The following is a 16,833-nucleotide window of genomic DNA, read 5'->3' on the forward strand; positions in this document are numbered from 1 at the left end:
TGTTTTATGAACAACCGGCAGGGTTTGTGCAAGACCCTCTGCGGTTTGGACACCGGATATAAAAGGACAGGGAAGTTCCTTTTAAGAATAGGAAGAAAGAGGTTTATGTATTTAATTTTCTGATTTTCAGGGGGAAGTATCGTTATGTTGACCAAAGTGTTTCCATTTCTGCTCTGGTTCAAGGACTACGACACAGGAAAGTTCAGAACCGACGTGGTGGCCGGCATTACCGTGGCCATGGTTTTGATTCCACAATCGATGGCATACGCTCAGCTGGCCGGGCTTCCGGCCTACTACGGCCTGTATGCCGCATTTCTGCCGCCCATGGTGGCGGCGCTTTTTGGCTCCAGCCGCCAACTGGCCACCGGACCGGTGGCTGTGGTGTCGCTGATGTCGGCGGCGTCGCTTGAACCGCTGGCCACGGCAGGGAGTACCGAATTCATCGCCTACTCGGTGCTGCTGGCCCTCACCGTGGGGACCTTTCAGTTCCTGCTGGGCGTGCTGCGCCTCGGCCTGGTGGTGAATCTTCTCTCCCACCCGGTGGTGAACGGGTTCACCAACGCGGCGGCCATCATCATTGCATCGAGCCAGTTCTCGAAGCTCTTCGGGGTCTATGTGGACAAGGCGCCTCATCATTATGAGACGATTCTCCATGTCTGCCGTTCGGCCCTTCACTACACCCACCTTCCGACCCTCGCCATGGGGGTCTTCTCCATCGCCATCATGGTGATCCTCAAACGGGTCAATCCCAAGATTCCCAACGTGCTGGTGGCCGTTGCCGTCACAACGGTGATCTCCTTTGCCTTTAAGTTCAACCACGATGTGTTCGTACCTGTGGAGAGCATCAAGGCCCCGGCCATCACCGCCAAGATCGACGCGTTTAACCGGGATGTTGCAGAGATTGCGACTCTGGGGGCAGAGCGTGCCGCCCTCAACACCCGGCTCAAGGCTGTGGAGGATCAATCCGAAGGGCCCATTCCCAGCTCCGAGAAGATGGAGCTGGACTATGAGCTGGCACGGATCAATGCCCGCATCGACACCCTGAAGACCTCCTCGGGGTCCCTGCGGGAAGAGCTGCGCCTGGTTCATTTCTCCGCACCCAAGGAGGCCGGGGAGAGCCCTGCCTTTTACGTGGGCGGCAAAGAACCCCAGGGCATGGAGACCGACGGGCGTAAGTGGCGCCTCAAGGTGGGGAACAAGCCCCTGGCCCTGGACGGCCTGAAGAGGCATGCGGTGGGGGACATCCCCAAGGGCCTCAAGGTGGGCATTCCCACCCTGCCCGACAACACCACCTTCCTGGGGGCCTTTATCCAGCTGCTGCCCTTTGCCGTGATCATCTCCCTTCTGGGCTTCATGGAGGCCATCGCCATTGCCAAGGCCATGGCTGCCAAGACCGGCCAGAAGCTGGACCCCAACCAGGAACTTATCGGCCAGGGCCTGGCCAACATCATCGGTTCCTTCGGCCAGAGCTACGCGGTTTCCGGCTCCTTTTCTCGGTCTGCCGTGAACCTCCAGGCCAACGCGGTGAGCGGGATCTCCTCGGTGGTTACCAGCCTCATGGTGGCCCTGACCCTGCTCTTTTTCACCCCCCTTCTCTACCATCTGCCCCAGGCGGTGCTGGCCTCGGTCATCATGATGGCGGTGATCGGGCTGGTGAACGTGAAAGGCTTTGTGCACGCCTGGAAAGCCAAGCGGGCCGACGGCGCCATCAGCGTCATCACCTTCATCTGCACCCTCTACTTTGCTCCGCACTTGGAAGAGGGGATCATGGTGGGGGTCGCCCTGACCTTCATCGTCTTCATCTACAAGAACCTGCGGCCTCGCGTGGCACTGCTCTCCAGATCCGAAGACCAGACCTTCCGAAGCTCTGTGAAGTTCGGTCTCAAGGAGTGCCAGCACATCGCCGTTGTCCGGTTCGATGGCCCCCTGATCTTCACCAACGCCTCGTATCTTGAGGACAAGGTGTTGGAGTTCATCACCGAAAAGCCGGACCTTCGTCACATCCTCATCGAGTCCAGCGGCATCAACGACGTGGATGCCTCCGGGGAAGAGGCCCTGGCAATCCTCATCGAGACGGTGCGCGAGAGCGGGCGCGGTATCTCCTTCAGCTCCATGAAGGAGGAGGTGGTCGCCGTTCTGGAACGGACCCATCTCCTGGAGACCATCGGCAAGGAGAACATCTACCCCAACGGGGAGAGGGCCCTGACCGCCATCTACCAGCAGATCCACAAAGAGGGCGCCTGTGGCGGGTGTCCCCTTTCCAAGTATCTGCCTGCGGAAGAGGCAGCCAGCGCCTGATCAAGGCCGAACCAAGGTGCAAGACGAGGGGGGACGGGCCATGTGCCCGTCCCCCGGCAACGAAGGACAACATTGCCGAACAGGACGGTCCATGGACCGTTTGAAGCCCGGACGACCATGCCGCCGTTTTTTTTCAAAAGGACGGCATGGGGGCAAAACCCCCCTTTCCTGTGGCGGCAATCGAAAAAAGGAGGTACCACAAGATGAAACAGTTGGAAAAACTCATTGATCGCGTGATCGCCCGGGTCAACGTGAACCTGCGAACGTTTTCGTTTGATGCGGAACCCTATGCCAAAGATGTGGTTCCCTTTAAGCAGATGCTTCGCTTCAACGCCTTTTACGGCGTCACCAGCCACCACCCCCTCCACGTCAATTTCAAGAACTCCAGCCTGGCGGGCAGCTATTTTCTCGGCAAGTGCTTTACGGACAACGCCGTCCTGTACAAGACCGATGTGCGGGGGGACGAGCTCAAGCGCAAAGGGGACACCATGCTCTTCCAGGGCGCGGAAGTTCCCGTGGAAAAGGATGAAGAGATCCATATCAAGGACAGCTACCTCATCAAGGCCTTGATCCACAACTACTCCCACGACCCCGAAGCCCCGGAGGAGTTCCTGATCCGGAACACCATCGCCAGCTTTTACTCCAACATCCACGGCGCCCCGGTGGAAGGGTGCTATATCGCCCCCTTTGCCACCGTGGACCTGACCTCTCTGCACGGCTGCAAGGTGGGGACCTTTGCCTTTGTCCAGAGCGCCACGGACCTCTACCATGAAGAGATCCCCGACGGCACCATCTGGATCAACGGGGGCACCTTTGAATTCAAGTACACCTATGATCCCGAGGTGCTGGCACGCTACATCAAGAACGTTCCCGGCGGCAAGCCGGAAGGGGTGTTGTGGGATTTCATGGAGGACCGGAAAGGGGATTACAGCGATATCTACAGTTCGGCTGTGAGCACGACGCCGGTGACTGTTTCCAGCAAGTCTGCCCTCAACCGGTACGCCTACGTGGCCGGGGACACCCACATCCATGAAAATGTCCTCGTCTCCCAGCGGGCCTACCTGGACAATGCCTGGATGGGGCCGGGCACCAACGCCCAGGAGCACTCCTACGTCATCAACTCCATGCTGGAGAAGAACGATGTCACCGCCCATGGCGCCAAGATCATCAACGCCAATTTAAGTGAGCGGGTGTTTGTGGGGTTCAACTCCTTTATCAACGGCAAGCCCGGCATGCCTGTTTCCATCGGCGCCGGTTCCATGGTGATGCCCCACACCATCATCGACGTGGAAGAGCCCCTGACCATTCCAGAGCGCCATGCGGTCTGGGGGTATATCCGAAACGCCGACGACCTGAAGAATCACAGCATCTCCCTGGACGACCTCTCCGAGGTCACCGGCGAGGTGACCCTGGGCAATCTGACGTTCTCCGGCAGCGGATACGATCTGGTGCACGCCTTCGAGCACCGCATCGACCATATCCTGGAGGCCAACGGCGCTTTCTTCGGGGATGTCAGCAAGGTGAGGGGTCATGCCCAGGCCGGGCATATGATCTCCTTCAACACCCTGCAGCCTTACCTGACAGGCAAGAGCAAGGGGATTTTTCCCACCATTGATATCCAGCCCTAAGGAAGAAATCCGGTCCCTGGTTTTCAGGGACCGTTCAAGGGGGACGGGGCGCTGTCCCCCTTGAAATGATGCCCGGCCTTGGGTATTCTTTGGCCATGCATCTCCCAATTAACTTAGGGGAAAGGGGGCGCCATGAAGATTCGAGAATGCCTTGACGTGAACCATATCTACGTGGGGGTTCACCTGCCCGGCAAGGACGACGTGCTGGCGTTCCTGGCGGACAAAGCGGCGGCCTCCGGCCTTGCCGCAGATGCCCCCACCCTTTTGTCCGGCTTCCGGGAGCGTGAAGAGAGCTTCACCACCGGCATCGGCCTGGGCATTGCCCTGCCCCACACCACGTCGCCTTTGTGCACCCGCACCACCCTGTTTCTCCTGCGCCTCACCCGGCCCGTGGACTTTGACTCCATCGATGATGAGCCCGTGGACGTGGTCCTGGCCCTGATCATTCCCACCACCAACCCGTCGGAGCATCTTCAGATCCTGGCCCGTACCGCACGCCTGTGCAAGCAGCAGGCCTTCCCCGAGGCCATTCGCCAGTCCTCGGATGCCGGGACCCTCTGGGAGACCATCCGGCGAATTGAAAAGGATGCGGAGATTGCCTGGTACGGCGGGGAGGTGTAGCCGTGTACCAGATGATGATTGTGGTGCAGAGCGAAGAGACCGCCGATGAACTCATCACCGGCTTCATGGACCTGGGCGTCACCATGAGCGCCGTGGTGGATGCCACCGACGCCCTGGAGATCATCAGCCACCATGTGCCCCTGTTTGCGGGCTTCCGTCTCATGGCAGGGGGCGGCATCACCCGCAGCCGCGCCATCTTCTCCATCGTGGAGACCGATGCCCTGCTTCGCCGCCTGAAAAAATTCGTGGGCCGCACCATCTCCGGCCGACGCGAAGAACGCGGTTTTTATACCGTCACCCCCATGACCGAAGGCGGTCCCCTCTCCAACCTGGTTTGATTCCCTTTAAAAAATGCCTCCGGCGGCAAGGTGTGCCACCTTGAAAGCAGGTAGCGGATGTGCTTTGCCCCTCGTTCCTCGGGTCAAATCACATCCGCATTTAAAACGACATCTATAAAAATGTTTTTTATAAGCCTGTTGTTAAACTTTTTAAAAGTTTAGCCCCCCGCGGGCCGCCGGAGGCAGGCTTTACCGCCGGTCTTTTCCCTCTTCTCCGGTCAGCACCAGGGCGCGTTTGAAGGCCACGGGGCCGATGAACTGGTTGATGGTGATGACGGCCAGGGTGAGGGTGGTGAGGTAGCTTGCGGTGAGCGGGTCTTTGCGTGCGATGATCTGGGTGAGGCCGATGGCCACCCCGGCCTGGGTGAGGTGTGCCATCCAGGCGAGGCGGCGTTCCGGTGCGGGGAGGTTTGCCATGCGCCCTGCAAGGCGGGTGGAGATGGCAAGCCCTGCGGCGCGGGAGGTGGCCAGGACCAGGGCCAGGGGCCAGCAGATGGCCAGGGCGCCAAGGTCCAGGGAGGCCCCTGCCACCGAGAAGAAGAGCACGTAGATGGGCAGGGAGAGGCGCATGAGGTCCCCTTCAAGTTCTTCGCCGAAGGGGGTGGCGTTGCGCACCACAAAGCCTGCGGCGATGCAGATCAACAGGGGCTCCAGGCTGAGGTGGAGGGCGGTAAACGCGCTGAGCTGGTGCCCTGTGAGCACAGAGAGGCGGGTGACGGTAAAGGCGATGAAGAGCAGAAAAAGGGCGTGGTCTTTTCCCACCCGCTTGTAAAAGGCGTTGATGCCCATGCCCAGAAGGGCCCCCATGGTAAGGGAGCCTGCCAGTTCGAGGACCAGGACCCCGGCCTGGTGCCAGCCCGTGGCGCGGCTTCCGTCCAAAAGGGGGGAGAGCAGGGCCAGGGCCGCGGTGAACAGGACGATCACCAGCACATCCATGGCCACGGTGATGCCCAGGGCCGTTTCGGTAAAGGGGCCCCGGGCGCGGCATTCGGTGATGATGGCCATGGCCGACGAGGGGGATCTGGCGATGGCGATGATGCCCGACAAAAGGGCCAGGGCCAGGAGCTGGGCCTGGGTAATCTGGGCGGTGAAGGCAAAGAGGGGGGCGGTGACCATGATGGCGCCGAAGACGATGAGGGGAACCAGCAGGCACTGAAAGGCCAAGTTGAGGCCCAGGGCCAGGCTGCGGCCCGAGAGCAGGGTCCGGTCCAGGGCGGCCCCGGCGTGCAGGGCGATGAAGCTTAAGGCGATCTCGTTGATGAGCTGGAGCTTTTCCACGGTGTCCACATCGAGGAACTGTGTGACGTGGGGGCCTGCCACCACCCCCGCTAGGATGTAGCCGGTGATTTTGGGGATGCCCAGGTGGGCGAGGAGTTCGGCGGTGAGAAAGCCGCAGAGCAGGGTGGCTGCCAGGGTGATGTTGATGGCTCCGGCCACCTGCCAGCTGCTGTCGATGGGGATCTCCATGGACCAGGCGCACAGGGCCACGGCCATGGCCAGGGTGATGGCGTTTCGGACGATGCGGGTGGCGGGGCGCGGGGTCATGGCGTGGTCTCCCTTTTGGGGACCAGCTCGCCCCAGGTAAGCCGTCCGGAGAGGTCACTGACCAGGGTGGCCAGGAGGATGGCGGTGACAAGGTTGTGGGTGATCGGTCCTGGAAAGGCGTGCTGGGCGTCAAAGCAGAGGGCCAGGGCCAGGCCTCCCTGCTCCATAAAGGCAATGCCAGCGCGCCTGGGCAGGGCCACGCCGGTGTGCAGGTGAGAGATGAGCCACCCCCCGGCCAGCTTGGCTGACGAGCGCAGGAGAAGGTAAAGGACCGCCGTCAGCACAAGGCTCTGGGAGAAGGTGACGGCCCGGGCTCCCAGTAAAATAAGCAGGAGCAGGTAAAGGGGCTTTTCAAGGATGATCACCATGGATAAAATGCGGTCCCTGTACCGGGTGGTGTTTCCGAGGAAAAAACCGGTGATGGCGTTGGCCAGCAGAGGGGAAAAATGGTGGGTTGCCGCCAGCCCGCTCGTGAGGACCACCATGCCGGTGACAATAAGGAGCAGTTCTTCCCTGGGGCGCCGCTCCGAGAAAAAGAGGGTGTAGAGTACCACCAGGGCGGCGGTGCTCATGAGGACCATGGGAAGGTCGGTCTGGATGGACATGGAGAGCCGGTCCGGCAAAGGGTTGGGGGCGCAAAAGAAAAAGGCCGCCGCAAACACCCCGAGGCTGAGGAGGCTTCCCGCCGTTGCAATGCGCATCAGGGTCGTGACGGCCCGGGTGGGTCTCAGGCCCGGGCTGGCCATGACCAGGGCGGCCTGGGAGCTGCAGGCGGCCGTGGCAGCCGTTACCAGGGCCAGGGAGAGGGTGTGCCCCGGCTCCAGCAGGGGGAAAAAGAGCAGGATGACGGCCACGAAGAGAAGAAGGGTCATGCCGGTGTCCAGGACCACGGCCACCAGAAACGGCGGGGAGAGCCGTCTCATGAAGGGAAGGTCGAGCTGCAGGCCGTACATCAGCCCCACCCACCCGGTGACCAGCCCGTCCAGGGGGTAGAGCTCCGTGGCGGTTTGTTCGTCGAGGATCCCAAGGAGGTCCGGGCCCAGGAGGTAGCCTACCAGGAGAAAGGCCGCCCCCGAGAGATGAAAGCGACTGCCCGGGCTCCCGTAGACCAGGTGGTAGCCGATGAGGGCCAGAAAAAGAATCGTGGAAAGTGTGATGAAAAGGGACATGTCTCATCCTGCGTCAGGGTGAAGGGCATGGTTTTGTTTGGGCAATTATATAGAAGGATGGAAGGAAAAGTAAACATGCCTCATGTGATGATCAGCGCCTGCCTGGCGGGAGAAAACGTTCGGTACAACGGAATTCCCGTGGAGGATGTGGACAAACGGCTCAAAAAGTGGCTGGCGGAGGGAAAGGCTGTTTTGTTCTGCCCGGAGGTGGAGGGCGGACTGGTCACCCCCCGGGATCCGGCTGAGATCATCGGTGAGGGGGGCGGAAAGGCCGTGCTGGACGGCACGGCCCGCGTTGTCTCGGAGAAGGGGGAGGATGTGACCGAAGCCTTTGTGGACGGCGCCCGAAAGGCCCTGGCCTTTTGCCTGGAAAAGGGCATCCGCTTTGCTCTGCTCCAGGAAAGAAGCCCCTCCTGCGGGAGCCACCTCATCTATGACGGGCGCTTTCAGGGCACCCGTATCCCGGGCCGCGGCGTCACCGCGGCCCTTCTTGAACAGCACGGCATCCGGGTCTTCAGCGAGGCCGAGATTGATGCCCTGGAATCTGCCGTTACAGGTTCTCTTTAAAAATTTCGTCGCGGTCCGCCTCCCGGGTGAGGGGCTGGGACTGCTCGGTGGGAACGGTGCCCTCTTTGAAGCATTCAAAGAGGGTTTTTTTTGTGTCCGGGCCGGGCAGGAGACCGGTTTCGGTGTCGATCTTGGCAAAGACCACCCCTTCGGGCACCTCAAAGACCTTCACGGGTTTGTCGGCGAGGATCCCCTTCATGAAGTTCAGCCAGATGGGGCTGGCGGCCCGTGAGCCGGTTTCGCTTTTGCCCAGGGGCGCTTTCTTGTCGTTGCCCACCCAGACCCCGGTGACGTAGGTGGGGGTGTAGCCCATGAACCAGGCGTCGTAGAGGTTGTTGGTGGTGCCGGTTTTCCCGGCGGCAGGGCGTCCAAGCTTGCGCACGCGCCTGCCCGTGCCCTCTTCCACCACGCTTTTCAAAAGGCTTGTCATGAGGTAGGCGGTGGACGGCTCAATGGCCTGGTTTTTTATGGGCACGGCCTCTTCCAGGACGTTTCCGTCCCGGTCTTCGATGCGGGTGATGAAGGTGGGTTCCACCAGGTAGCCCAGGTTGGTGAAGACCGAGTAGGCCCGCACCAGCTCCAAAAGGGAAACCCCGGAAGACCCCAGGGCAATGGAGAGGTCCTGGTTGATGGGGGAGGTGATGCCGAGCTTTCTGGAATAGTCGATGGCGTAGTTCACCCCGATCTCTTTCAAGACCTTGATGGTGATGATGTTCATGGACTTGGTGAGGGCTTCCCGCAGCAGGGTGGCGCCGTGGAAGGTGCGCTCGTAGTTGTTGGGCTTCCAGGTGAAGTCCCGGTCTTCATCCAGGTAGACCACCGGGGAGTCGATGATCACCGTGGCCGGGGTGTACCCCTTGTCGATGGCGGCGGCGTAGACAATGGGCTTGAAGGCGGAGCCCGGCTGCCGCCTGGATTGGATGGCTCGGTTAAACTGGCTGTTTTGGAAGTCACGTCCGCCGATCATGGCCTTGACGTAGCCGGTGTCTGCCTCGATGGAGAGCAGGGCCGCCTCCGAGGCCGGGTCCTGGTGGAGGGCCAGGGACCAGAGCTCCGACTTGCTGAGGAGGCTCTGGGTGTCGGTGCCGGGGTTCTCGGTTCCCCATTCGCCCTTGCCGTCGTATTTGCCTGCGATTTTGACAAGGATGAGGTCGCCCTGGGTGAGGGCCTCCGAGGGATTTTTGATGCGGTCTTCCCAGTAGCCTCTGTGGATGTTGGGTTTTCTGGCCCATTTCATGTTGGCCAGGGGCAGGACACCGCGTCGGTTGCCGCATCGGACCAGTACCTCACCGCTTTTGTCGTCCACCTTCTCCACCACCCCTTTTAAGATGGTGCCGTCGGAGATGGTCTTGCCCTCCATCTCCCGGGCGAGGTCGGTGGCGGTCTGTTCGGCCTCGGCCGGGGTGAGGTGGCCCAGGGGGCCCCGGTAACCCTGGCGACGGTCCAGGGCCTCAAGGCCCTGGGTGACGGATTTCCGGGCGATCTTCTGCATCTCGATGTTCACGGCGGTCTGAATCTTGAGGCCCCCTTCGTAGAGGGCGTCGGCGCCGTATTTTTTCTCCACGTAGCGTCGGACGTACTCGGTGTAGCAAGGGACCTTTTCGATGTACCAGTTTCGCCTGGGTTTGATGTCCAGGTGGGTGGCCATGGCCTCGGTGGCCTGGATGTTGGTGATGTAGCCCTCCTCCACCATGCGGTTGAGGACGTAGATCTGCCGCTGTTTGGCCCTCTCCTTATAGCGGAAGGGGGAGTATCGGCTGGGGGCCTGGGGGAGTCCTGCAAGGATGGCGCATTCGGCCAGGTTCAGGTCCTTGGCGGACTTGCCGAAGTAGTTTTCCGCGGCGGCCTCCACCCCGTAGGCGCCGTGGCCCAGGTAGATCTGGTTCAGGTAGAGGTAGAGCACCTCGTTTTTGCTGAAGCTCTTGTCCAGCCGGTAGGCCAGGATCGCTTCCTTGATCTTTCGTTTGTAGTTCCGGGCCGGGGTGAGGAAAAAGGACTTGGTCACCTGCTGGGTGATGGTGCTGCCTCCCTGGACAATGGCACCGGCCTTGAGGTTTTTGGTAAAGGCCCGGATGATGCTGAACAGGTCAATGCCCCGGTGCTTGTAAAAGCGCGCATCCTCGGCGGAGACAAAGGCCTGGAGCAGCTGGGGGGGCATCTCGGACAGGGGAATGACAATGCGTCGCTCCCGGAAGAATTCCCCGATTTTGCGGCCGTCGTCCGAGGTGACCACGGTAACCGTGGGGGGCCTGTAATCCTTCAGCTGGGTGATTTTGGGCAGGTCGGCGCTGAAGTAGAGGTAGATGGAAATACCGGAAACCAGGGCGAGACAGAACCCCAGGAGCGCAACTCGCAGCAGAAAGCGCAGGATACGCCGCTTTCTGGGGGTGGGTTCAGGGGGGGGAGCGTCGGTGGTGTTCGGGTCGCGGTGATCTGGGGTATCGGTCATGACAATCTCTTTGTTAGCAATGATATCGGGGGTGTCGGCGCCATGGCATTGTCCCCCCACTGTATACAGCCTCTCTTTCCCTGGGGGAGGAGGGCATGGGATCGTTGTGGGATGTCGTTGTACAATCGAAAAAAACTATCAAGGATTGGACCCCGATGCAAGGGGCGGGAATGAAAAAGCAATTGACAAGGGCGGAGGCAGCGATTAGGCAAAGGGGCATGCCCGGCTCGGACGCCGGGGCTCTGCGGCGTGTAACCGGCCGGGACCCCTGGTGGTGTCCTTTCGGTGACGGCACGTACCGTCGGGGACGATCCGTGGCGGATTCTGGTGTGAAACAGCGTGATGTGCGGGGGCGTGTGCCGCCCGGCGCGAAAACGATACCTGTGGAAGGAGACGAGGTGATGGTGGAACTGGATTACACGAAATTTGACGGTCTTCTCCCGGCCGTGGTGCAGGACTGGGAGAGCGGGGACGTTCTCATGGTGGCCTTTATGAACGAAGAGGCCTTTAAGCTCACGGTGGAGACCAAAAAGGCCACCTACTTCAGCCGATCCCGGGGCAAGCTCTGGGTCAAGGGCGAGAGCTCCGGCAACGAGCAGATGGTCAAGGAGATCCGCATCGACTGCGACGCAGACACCGTTCTGCTCAAGGTGGTCCAGAAGGGCGGGGCCGCCTGCCACCTGGGGTACAAGAGCTGCTTTTTCAGGAAGGTGGAAGGGGAAGAGCTCGTGGTGACCGGAGAGCCCCTCTTTGACCCGGACGAAGTGTACAAGAAGTAAGAGATAAAAAAGGCGTGGTCTGCCCATGCTCTATGGGGATAGAAGACGGAGGCGGCCACACGATTTGGTGATCAACGCCCGGCCGGGCGGGGGCCTTTGATGTTGGTGTATGGCCGTTTGCCGCGAGCCGGGCACAGACCGAAGTCTTCGGTGGTTTGACGAAGCCTTCATGCATGGAGTGTGTATGAACGAGCAGTTGAAACTTGGACTTCCCAAAGGCAGCCTCCAGGAGGCCACCCTTGCCCTCTTTAAGAAAGCGGGTTGGAACGTGTCGGTGAGCGGGCGAAGCTATTTCCCCGACATCAACGACGACACCATGACCTGTGCCCTTTGCCGGGCCCAGGAGATGGCCCTTAATGTGGAAAACGGCACCCTGGACGTGGGGCTCACCGGCAGGGACTGGATCGCTGAGTACCAGTCCGACGTCCATGTGGTGACGGACCTGGTCTACTCCAAGGTGAGCGCCAAGCCCGCCCGGTGGGTGGGGACCTGCGCGGCGACGACTCTCCGGTACAGACCCTGGAAGACCTCCAGGGCAAGACCGTCTCCACGGAGCTGGTGGGGGTGACCAAGCGGTTCTTTGCCGAGAAGGGCATCGACGTGAAGGTGAAGTTCTCCTGGGGCGCCACCGAGGCCAAGGTGGTCTCCGGCCTGGCAGATGCCATCGTGGAGATCACAGAGACGGAGAGCACCATCAAGGCCCACGGCCTGCGGGTGATCCACGAGCTTATGCAGACCAACACCCAGCTCATCGCCAACCGCGCGGCCTGGGCGGATCCTGCCAAGCGGGAGAAGATTGAAGAGATGGCCATGCTCCTGAAAGGGGCTCTGGTGGCCGGAAAGCTTGTGGGGCTTAAGATGAACGTCTCCAAAGAGGATGTGGAAAACGTGGTGGGCCTGTTGCCCAGCCTCCACGCTCCCACCGTGGCCCACCTCTATCAGAGCGACTGGCTCTCCGTGGAGACGGTGGTGGACTCAGGGACCGTGCGGGACCTGATCCCCAAGCTCCTCAGGGAAGGTGCCGAAGGGATCATTGAGTACCCCTTGAACAAGGTGATCAATAAATAAGCCCTTCCCGCGGCGGGAGGCCTCTTTTTTGTGGCAAGTGCCCTTGGGGTTGTGGTAAGGGTATGAAACCATTCGGAAGAAAGAGACGTTTCCCGTCCTCCGAACCTGATTGACATATACGCCCGGAGCCGTATGGCCCGGGCTTTTCGTTGTATACCAGAAACTGTGGCGCCTTAACGCTCTGCGGTTTATGACGCCGCGGCATGATGCACCTGCGCACGGGCCGCCGGGAAAGAAACAGACCATGAAAATCCTGTCAGCCGAGTTTGTGACCAGCGCGGTGAAGGCGGATCAATACCCCGAGCTCCGGCTCCCGGAGATCGCCTTTGCAGGCCGCTCCAACGTGGGGAAATCCTCCCTGATGAACTCGCGCCCGGTGGCGGTTCGCAAGCGCCTGGTGAAGACCAGCTCCACCCCCGGGCGGACCCAGCTGGTGAACTTTTTTGACATCAACGATGAGATCACCTTTGTGGACCTGCCCGGTTACGGGTATGCCAAGGCGCCCAAGCGCGTGGTGCGCGAGTGGGGCCCCATGGTGGAACGCTACCTGGCCGAGCGCCGCTCCCTGAAAGGGGCGCTGCTCCTCATCGACATCCGGCGGTCGCCCCGGGAGGATGAGTTCAACCTCATCGAGTGGTTCCGGGCCCATGGCATCCCCTTTCGGGTGGTGCTGACCAAGGCCGATAAATTTTCCAACAACAAGCGGCAGAGCAATGTGTCGCGCATTGCCAAGGAGCTGGGGCTGAAGAGCCGCGAGATGATCGTTTTTTCCGCCCTGACGCGAAGCGGCAGAGACGAGGTCTGGCAGGCCATCACCGAGTTGATCGCGCCGCCTTCGGCCCCCATGGACCAGGAGTAAGGGACCACCCATATGGAAAACACACACGATTTCAACGGATTTAAAAGCGGCTTCGTGGCCCTGGTGGGTGCGCCCAACGCAGGCAAATCGACGCTGATGAACAAGCTGCTGGGGGAAAAGCTCTCCATCACCTCCCGAAAACCCCAGACCACGCGTCACCGCATCCTCGGCGTGGTGCACCGGGAAGAGATGCAGCTTGTCTTTGTGGATACCCCCGGAGTGCACAAGTCCAACCGCGCCCTGAACGTGCGCATGGTGGATGTGGCCCTCACCGCCCTGGGCGACGTGGACGTGGTGGTCTTCATGACCGACGTCCATGAGCCCGACGAGGAGTCGGACGCCTACCTCGTGGGCCAGCTCAAGAAGGTGAACCGGCCCGTGATCCTGGCCCTCAACAAGGTGGACCGCATCAAGAAGCCCGAGGTGCTGGCCCACATCGAAAAGTGGCGAAGCATCCACGACTTTCATGCCATTATCCCCTTGTCCGCCAAGCACGGAGACCAGGTGGACTCCCTGCTCTCGGAGATCGCAAAGATCATGCCCGAGGGCCCTCCCTTCTACCCCGAAGACGTCATCACCGACCTGCCCGAGCGTTTCTTTGTGGCAGAGATGGTCCGGGAAAAGATCTTTCGCCTCACCGGCCAGGAGATTCCCTACTCCACGGCTGTTACCGTGGACACCTTCACCCGGGAGAAGAAACTCGTGCACGTGGAGGCCACCATCCACGTGGAGCGGGATTCCCAGAAGGGGATCATCATCGGCAAAAAGGGAACCAAGCTCAAGGCCATTGGCGAGGAGGCGAGAAAAGCCATCGAGGAGATGGTGGGCAAAAAGGTTTTCCTTAAGCTCTTTGTCCGTGTGGAGAAGAACTGGTGCAAGGACACCAAGGCCATCCGACGCCTGGGAATTTAGCGATGGACTGGTTTATTGGTGCCGATGAAGCGCACATCAAGCGAGAGCGGCGAAAGGCGCGGGAGCTTCGCCAGAGCCAGTGGTGGAAGCGCCGCTGCGCCAAGGGCGTGTGTCACTGGTGCGAGCAGCCGGTGAAACCGGCGGAGCTGACCATGGACCATGTGGACCCTGTGGCCCGGGGCGGAATGAGTACCAAGGGCAATGTGGTGCCCTGCTGCAAGACATGCAACACCAAGAAGAAACAGCTGCTGCCCATGGAGTGGGACGCGTGGCTGGAGGGTGTGAAAAAAAGCAGCGTATAAAATGACGCGGGTCGCTCCCCATGGCGTAAAGACGAATAAAAAAAGGCCGGTACCTGGATATCTCCAGGGTACCGGCCTTTTTTGTTTGGGGACGGAGGTCTTTAGCCTTCCTGCTGGCAGAGCCGATGGATGGTCTGGGCGTGCCATTTGCCGCGACCGGAGAAGGTGGGCAGGCCCAGCTCGGTGAGGTGGGCGGCCACTTCGTTGTAGGTGGAGCCCTGGGCGCGCATTTTGTGGATCATGCCGATGATTTCGTCCTTGGACATCTCGGCGGCCGGGGCAGCCTCCTGCTCGGGGAGGTCGTCCATGGGCTCTTCGTCCACAAGGCCCAGCTCGTCCTCGTACTCACGGGCCACGGCGTCAATGCCGGAGACAACCTTGTCGATGGTGGGGAATTCGGCCCCTGCAAGGGAACTGATGATGCTTGCGATCTCTTCGATGGCCTCGGCCTTGCGCTCTTCGGCGATGGCTCTGCGCTCGTGGATCTCCATGGCCTGGTTCTGCTGGGTCACCATGGTCTCCAGGAGGTCTTTGATGAGGCCGAGGTTTTCATCCTTCTGGGCGTAGTCGTTGCGGGGCCGCTGGTGGTACCGCCGATTGTCGTTGTTCCGGTGGTAGTTGTTCTGGTTGTCGTTATTGTTGCGATGGTGGTTGTGGTAGTTGTTGCTGTTGTTCTGATTGTTCTGGTACTGCTGCTGGTTGTTGTGATGGTTCTGCTGGTTGTGGTGGTGATTGGAGTGACCGCCGTTGTTGTGATCGTAGGGACGGCGTGACTGGTGGTTGTGCTGGTATCGCTTGTCTTTGGACTGGTTGCGAATGGATTGGAGAAAATCGCTCATGAAAAATACTCCTGTGCCTGGTGATGGTGCGCAACTCCTATGGCAAAAGATGTTGCTCGGCGTCATGTGAATCGGCGAAATATGTGTTACCGATGCGGGGTCGCCCGGCGTGCGATCAAGGCAGGCATCGGGTGGCTCCGGGGTGGCGCCGTCATAAAAATTGCGGTGATAAATCATTCCTTTATCGGCAAACTCACCATGGGATGGGCATGTCGTCCGGGAACGTTTGCCGTCCCTTCTGGGGCGACAATTCTCTTTTTATGCGGATTTTTTTTGGTAACAGATATTTCTCATGGTGTCAAACGGAATCGTTTTTTAGGCGATTATTAGGAAGTGATGAGTATTCGCAGAGGGTACGTTTTGATAAGGTATATTAGAAAAAAGAAGGGAGAAAATGAGGAGGTAAATCGCGAACAGCCCCGTTAAACGGGGCTGTTAATCGAAGAGTCCGGTGGCCACCACCTTTTCATGCATCTCGCCGTGGCAGAGTTTCTCCTTATAGGAACGGATGAGGGAGAGCCCTTCTTCCCGCGTTGACAGGGTAACGGCCCTTTTCCTGAAACTGCTGCATCCGGGCAGGCCTTTGACAAACCATCCCAGGCGGCTTCGCATGGTCTTGCAGGCGATAAATTCATCGGTAAAGTAGTCGAGGGTGTCGGTGAAGTATCGTTCCATCATGGCGAAGTGGTCAACCAGTGACGGCTTTACGATATCCCCGGATAACAGGGCGTTGATGCGTTTGAACAGGGCTGGATCGCCGATGGCGGCCCGTCCGATCATCACCGCGTCGCAGCCGGTGGTTTCGAACATGCGAAGGGCGTCCTCCGGGGTGAGGATGTCGCCGTTGCCGATGACAGGGATACCCATGGCCTCCTTGACCCGCTTGATGACGGACCAGTCCGAATGACCGCGAAAGCCCTGCTTTGCGGTGCGCGGGTGGACAGCCACGGCATCGACTCCCGCCTCTTCGGCAAACCGTGCCAAAAGCAGGGCGTCGTCCCCGGAGGCGTCCCAGCCTGAGCGCATCTTGACGGTGAGGGGGATGGTGATGGCGTCCCTGACGGCCTTGAAGATCTCTCTGGCCAGGGCGGGTTCGCCCATGAGAGCCGAGCCCGAACCGGTCTTGAGGACCTTTTTGACGGAGCAGCCGCAGTTGATGTCGATCATCTCGGCCCCTGCGGCCTCCACGCGTCGGGCCGCCTCGGCCATCATGGCCGGGTCCGATCCGAAAAGCTGGATGGACAGGGGCTTTTCTTCGGGGCGGCTGTCCATGAGGCGGTAGGTCTTTTCCGATGCGTAGATGAGGCCGTTGGCGCTCACCATCTCCGAGACCACGAGGCCGGCCCCCATCTCTTTGGCCATGAGGCGGAAGGGGAGGTTGGTGATGCCGGCCAGGGGGGCCATCACCGTGGGGCTGTCCAGCTTGATGTTTCCAATGGTAAAACGTGTCATCTCTCGT

Annotated in this window: 14 protein-coding genes and 1 pseudogene; 10 read left to right on the top strand and 5 right to left on the bottom strand. The window is 60.3% G+C overall.

What is annotated here, in order from left to right; genetic code table 11:
• The first annotated feature begins 144 nt into the window (after nt 1–144).
• The 4 genes from ACOYW1_RS29365 (at nt 145) to ACOYW1_RS29380 (ending at nt 4,885) form a co-directional block, all read left to right on the top strand.
• Entirely contained in the window at nt 145–2,298 is a 2,154-nt protein-coding gene (locus tag ACOYW1_RS29365; protein ID WP_482420756.1) for a SulP family inorganic anion transporter, read from the top strand.
• 203 nt (nt 2,299–2,501) lie between these two features.
• Nucleotides 2,502–3,926, top strand: a complete 1,425-nt coding sequence (locus tag ACOYW1_RS29370; RefSeq protein ID WP_482420757.1) for a transferase — start codon at nt 2,502–2,504, stop codon at nt 3,924–3,926.
• A gap of 132 nt (nt 3,927–4,058) precedes the next feature.
• Nucleotides 4,059–4,547, top strand: coding sequence for a PTS sugar transporter subunit IIA (locus ACOYW1_RS29375; protein ID WP_482414328.1), 489 nt, complete (start codon nt 4,059–4,061; stop codon nt 4,545–4,547).
• Nucleotides 4,548–4,549: 2 nt separating this feature from the next.
• Nucleotides 4,550–4,885: a hypothetical protein gene (locus ACOYW1_RS29380; protein ID WP_180138870.1), complete on the top strand. Its 336-nt coding sequence runs from the start codon at nt 4,550–4,552 to the stop codon at nt 4,883–4,885.
• A 189-nt stretch (nt 4,886–5,074) separates the two neighbouring features.
• Here ACOYW1_RS29380 and ACOYW1_RS29385 read toward each other — a convergent pair whose 3' ends face one another.
• Both ACOYW1_RS29385 and ACOYW1_RS29390 read right to left on the bottom strand, forming a co-directional pair.
• A complete protein-coding gene (locus tag ACOYW1_RS29385) occupies nt 5,075–6,430 on the bottom strand; it encodes a cation:proton antiporter (protein WP_482414329.1) in 1,356 nt (451 codons plus the stop codon).
• Nucleotides 6,427–7,599, bottom strand: a complete 1,173-nt coding sequence (locus ACOYW1_RS29390) for a cation:proton antiporter (RefSeq protein WP_482414330.1) — start codon at nt 7,597–7,599, stop codon at nt 6,427–6,429. Before ACOYW1_RS29390 ends, ACOYW1_RS29385 begins: the two co-directional genes overlap by 4 nt.
• Nucleotides 7,600–7,674: 75 nt before the next feature.
• On the opposite strand from ACOYW1_RS29390, the gene ACOYW1_RS29395 reads away from it, so the two are divergent.
• A complete protein-coding gene (locus ACOYW1_RS29395; RefSeq protein WP_482420758.1) occupies nt 7,675–8,166 on the top strand; it encodes a 2-thiouracil desulfurase family protein in 492 nt (163 codons plus the stop codon).
• Here the strand turns inward: ACOYW1_RS29395 and ACOYW1_RS29400 are convergent.
• Nucleotides 8,150–10,615: a penicillin-binding protein 1A gene (locus tag ACOYW1_RS29400; protein WP_482420759.1), complete on the bottom strand. Its 2,466-nt coding sequence runs from the start codon at nt 10,613–10,615 to the stop codon at nt 8,150–8,152. The genes ACOYW1_RS29395 and ACOYW1_RS29400 overlap by 17 nt on opposite strands.
• A 329-nt stretch (nt 10,616–10,944) precedes the next feature.
• Between ACOYW1_RS29400 and hisI the strand changes: the two genes are divergently transcribed.
• From hisI to ACOYW1_RS29425, 5 genes and pseudogenes are all read left to right on the top strand, one after another.
• Nucleotides 10,945–11,394, top strand: coding sequence for a phosphoribosyl-AMP cyclohydrolase (gene hisI, locus ACOYW1_RS29405; RefSeq protein ID WP_482414333.1), 450 nt, complete (start codon nt 10,945–10,947; stop codon nt 11,392–11,394).
• Between the two features lie 184 nt (nt 11,395–11,578).
• A pseudogene (gene hisG, locus ACOYW1_RS29410) lies at nt 11,579–12,462 on the top strand (ATP phosphoribosyltransferase).
• A 244-nt stretch (nt 12,463–12,706) separates the two neighbouring features.
• Entirely contained in the window at nt 12,707–13,321 is a 615-nt protein-coding gene (yihA, locus tag ACOYW1_RS29415) for a ribosome biogenesis GTP-binding protein YihA/YsxC (protein WP_482420760.1), read from the top strand.
• A 12-nt stretch (nt 13,322–13,333) separates the two neighbouring features.
• Complete coding sequence (gene era, locus ACOYW1_RS29420; RefSeq protein ID WP_180138884.1) at nt 13,334–14,233, top strand: GTPase Era; 900 nt, start codon at nt 13,334–13,336, stop codon at nt 14,231–14,233.
• Nucleotides 14,234–14,235: 2 nt separating this feature from the next.
• The gene (locus tag ACOYW1_RS29425) at nt 14,236–14,535 is read left to right on the top strand and encodes an HNH endonuclease (protein ID WP_482420761.1); all 300 of its coding nucleotides are present in this window, start codon (nt 14,236–14,238) and stop codon (nt 14,533–14,535) included.
• Between the two features lie 101 nt (nt 14,536–14,636).
• Here ACOYW1_RS29425 and ACOYW1_RS29430 read toward each other — a convergent pair whose 3' ends face one another.
• Both ACOYW1_RS29430 and dusB read right to left on the bottom strand, forming a co-directional pair.
• Nucleotides 14,637–15,374 carry a hypothetical protein gene (locus ACOYW1_RS29430; protein ID WP_482414337.1) on the bottom strand — a complete coding sequence of 246 codons (738 nt, stop codon included), beginning with the start codon at nt 15,372–15,374 and terminating at the stop codon, nt 14,637–14,639.
• Between the two features lie 435 nt (nt 15,375–15,809).
• Nucleotides 15,810–16,826, bottom strand: a complete 1,017-nt coding sequence (dusB, locus tag ACOYW1_RS29435; protein WP_482420762.1) for a tRNA dihydrouridine synthase DusB — start codon at nt 16,824–16,826, stop codon at nt 15,810–15,812.
• Nucleotides 16,827–16,833: the final 7 nt, after the last annotated feature.

Source organism: Desulfoluna sp. CYM3A (genome assembly GCF_056829965.1).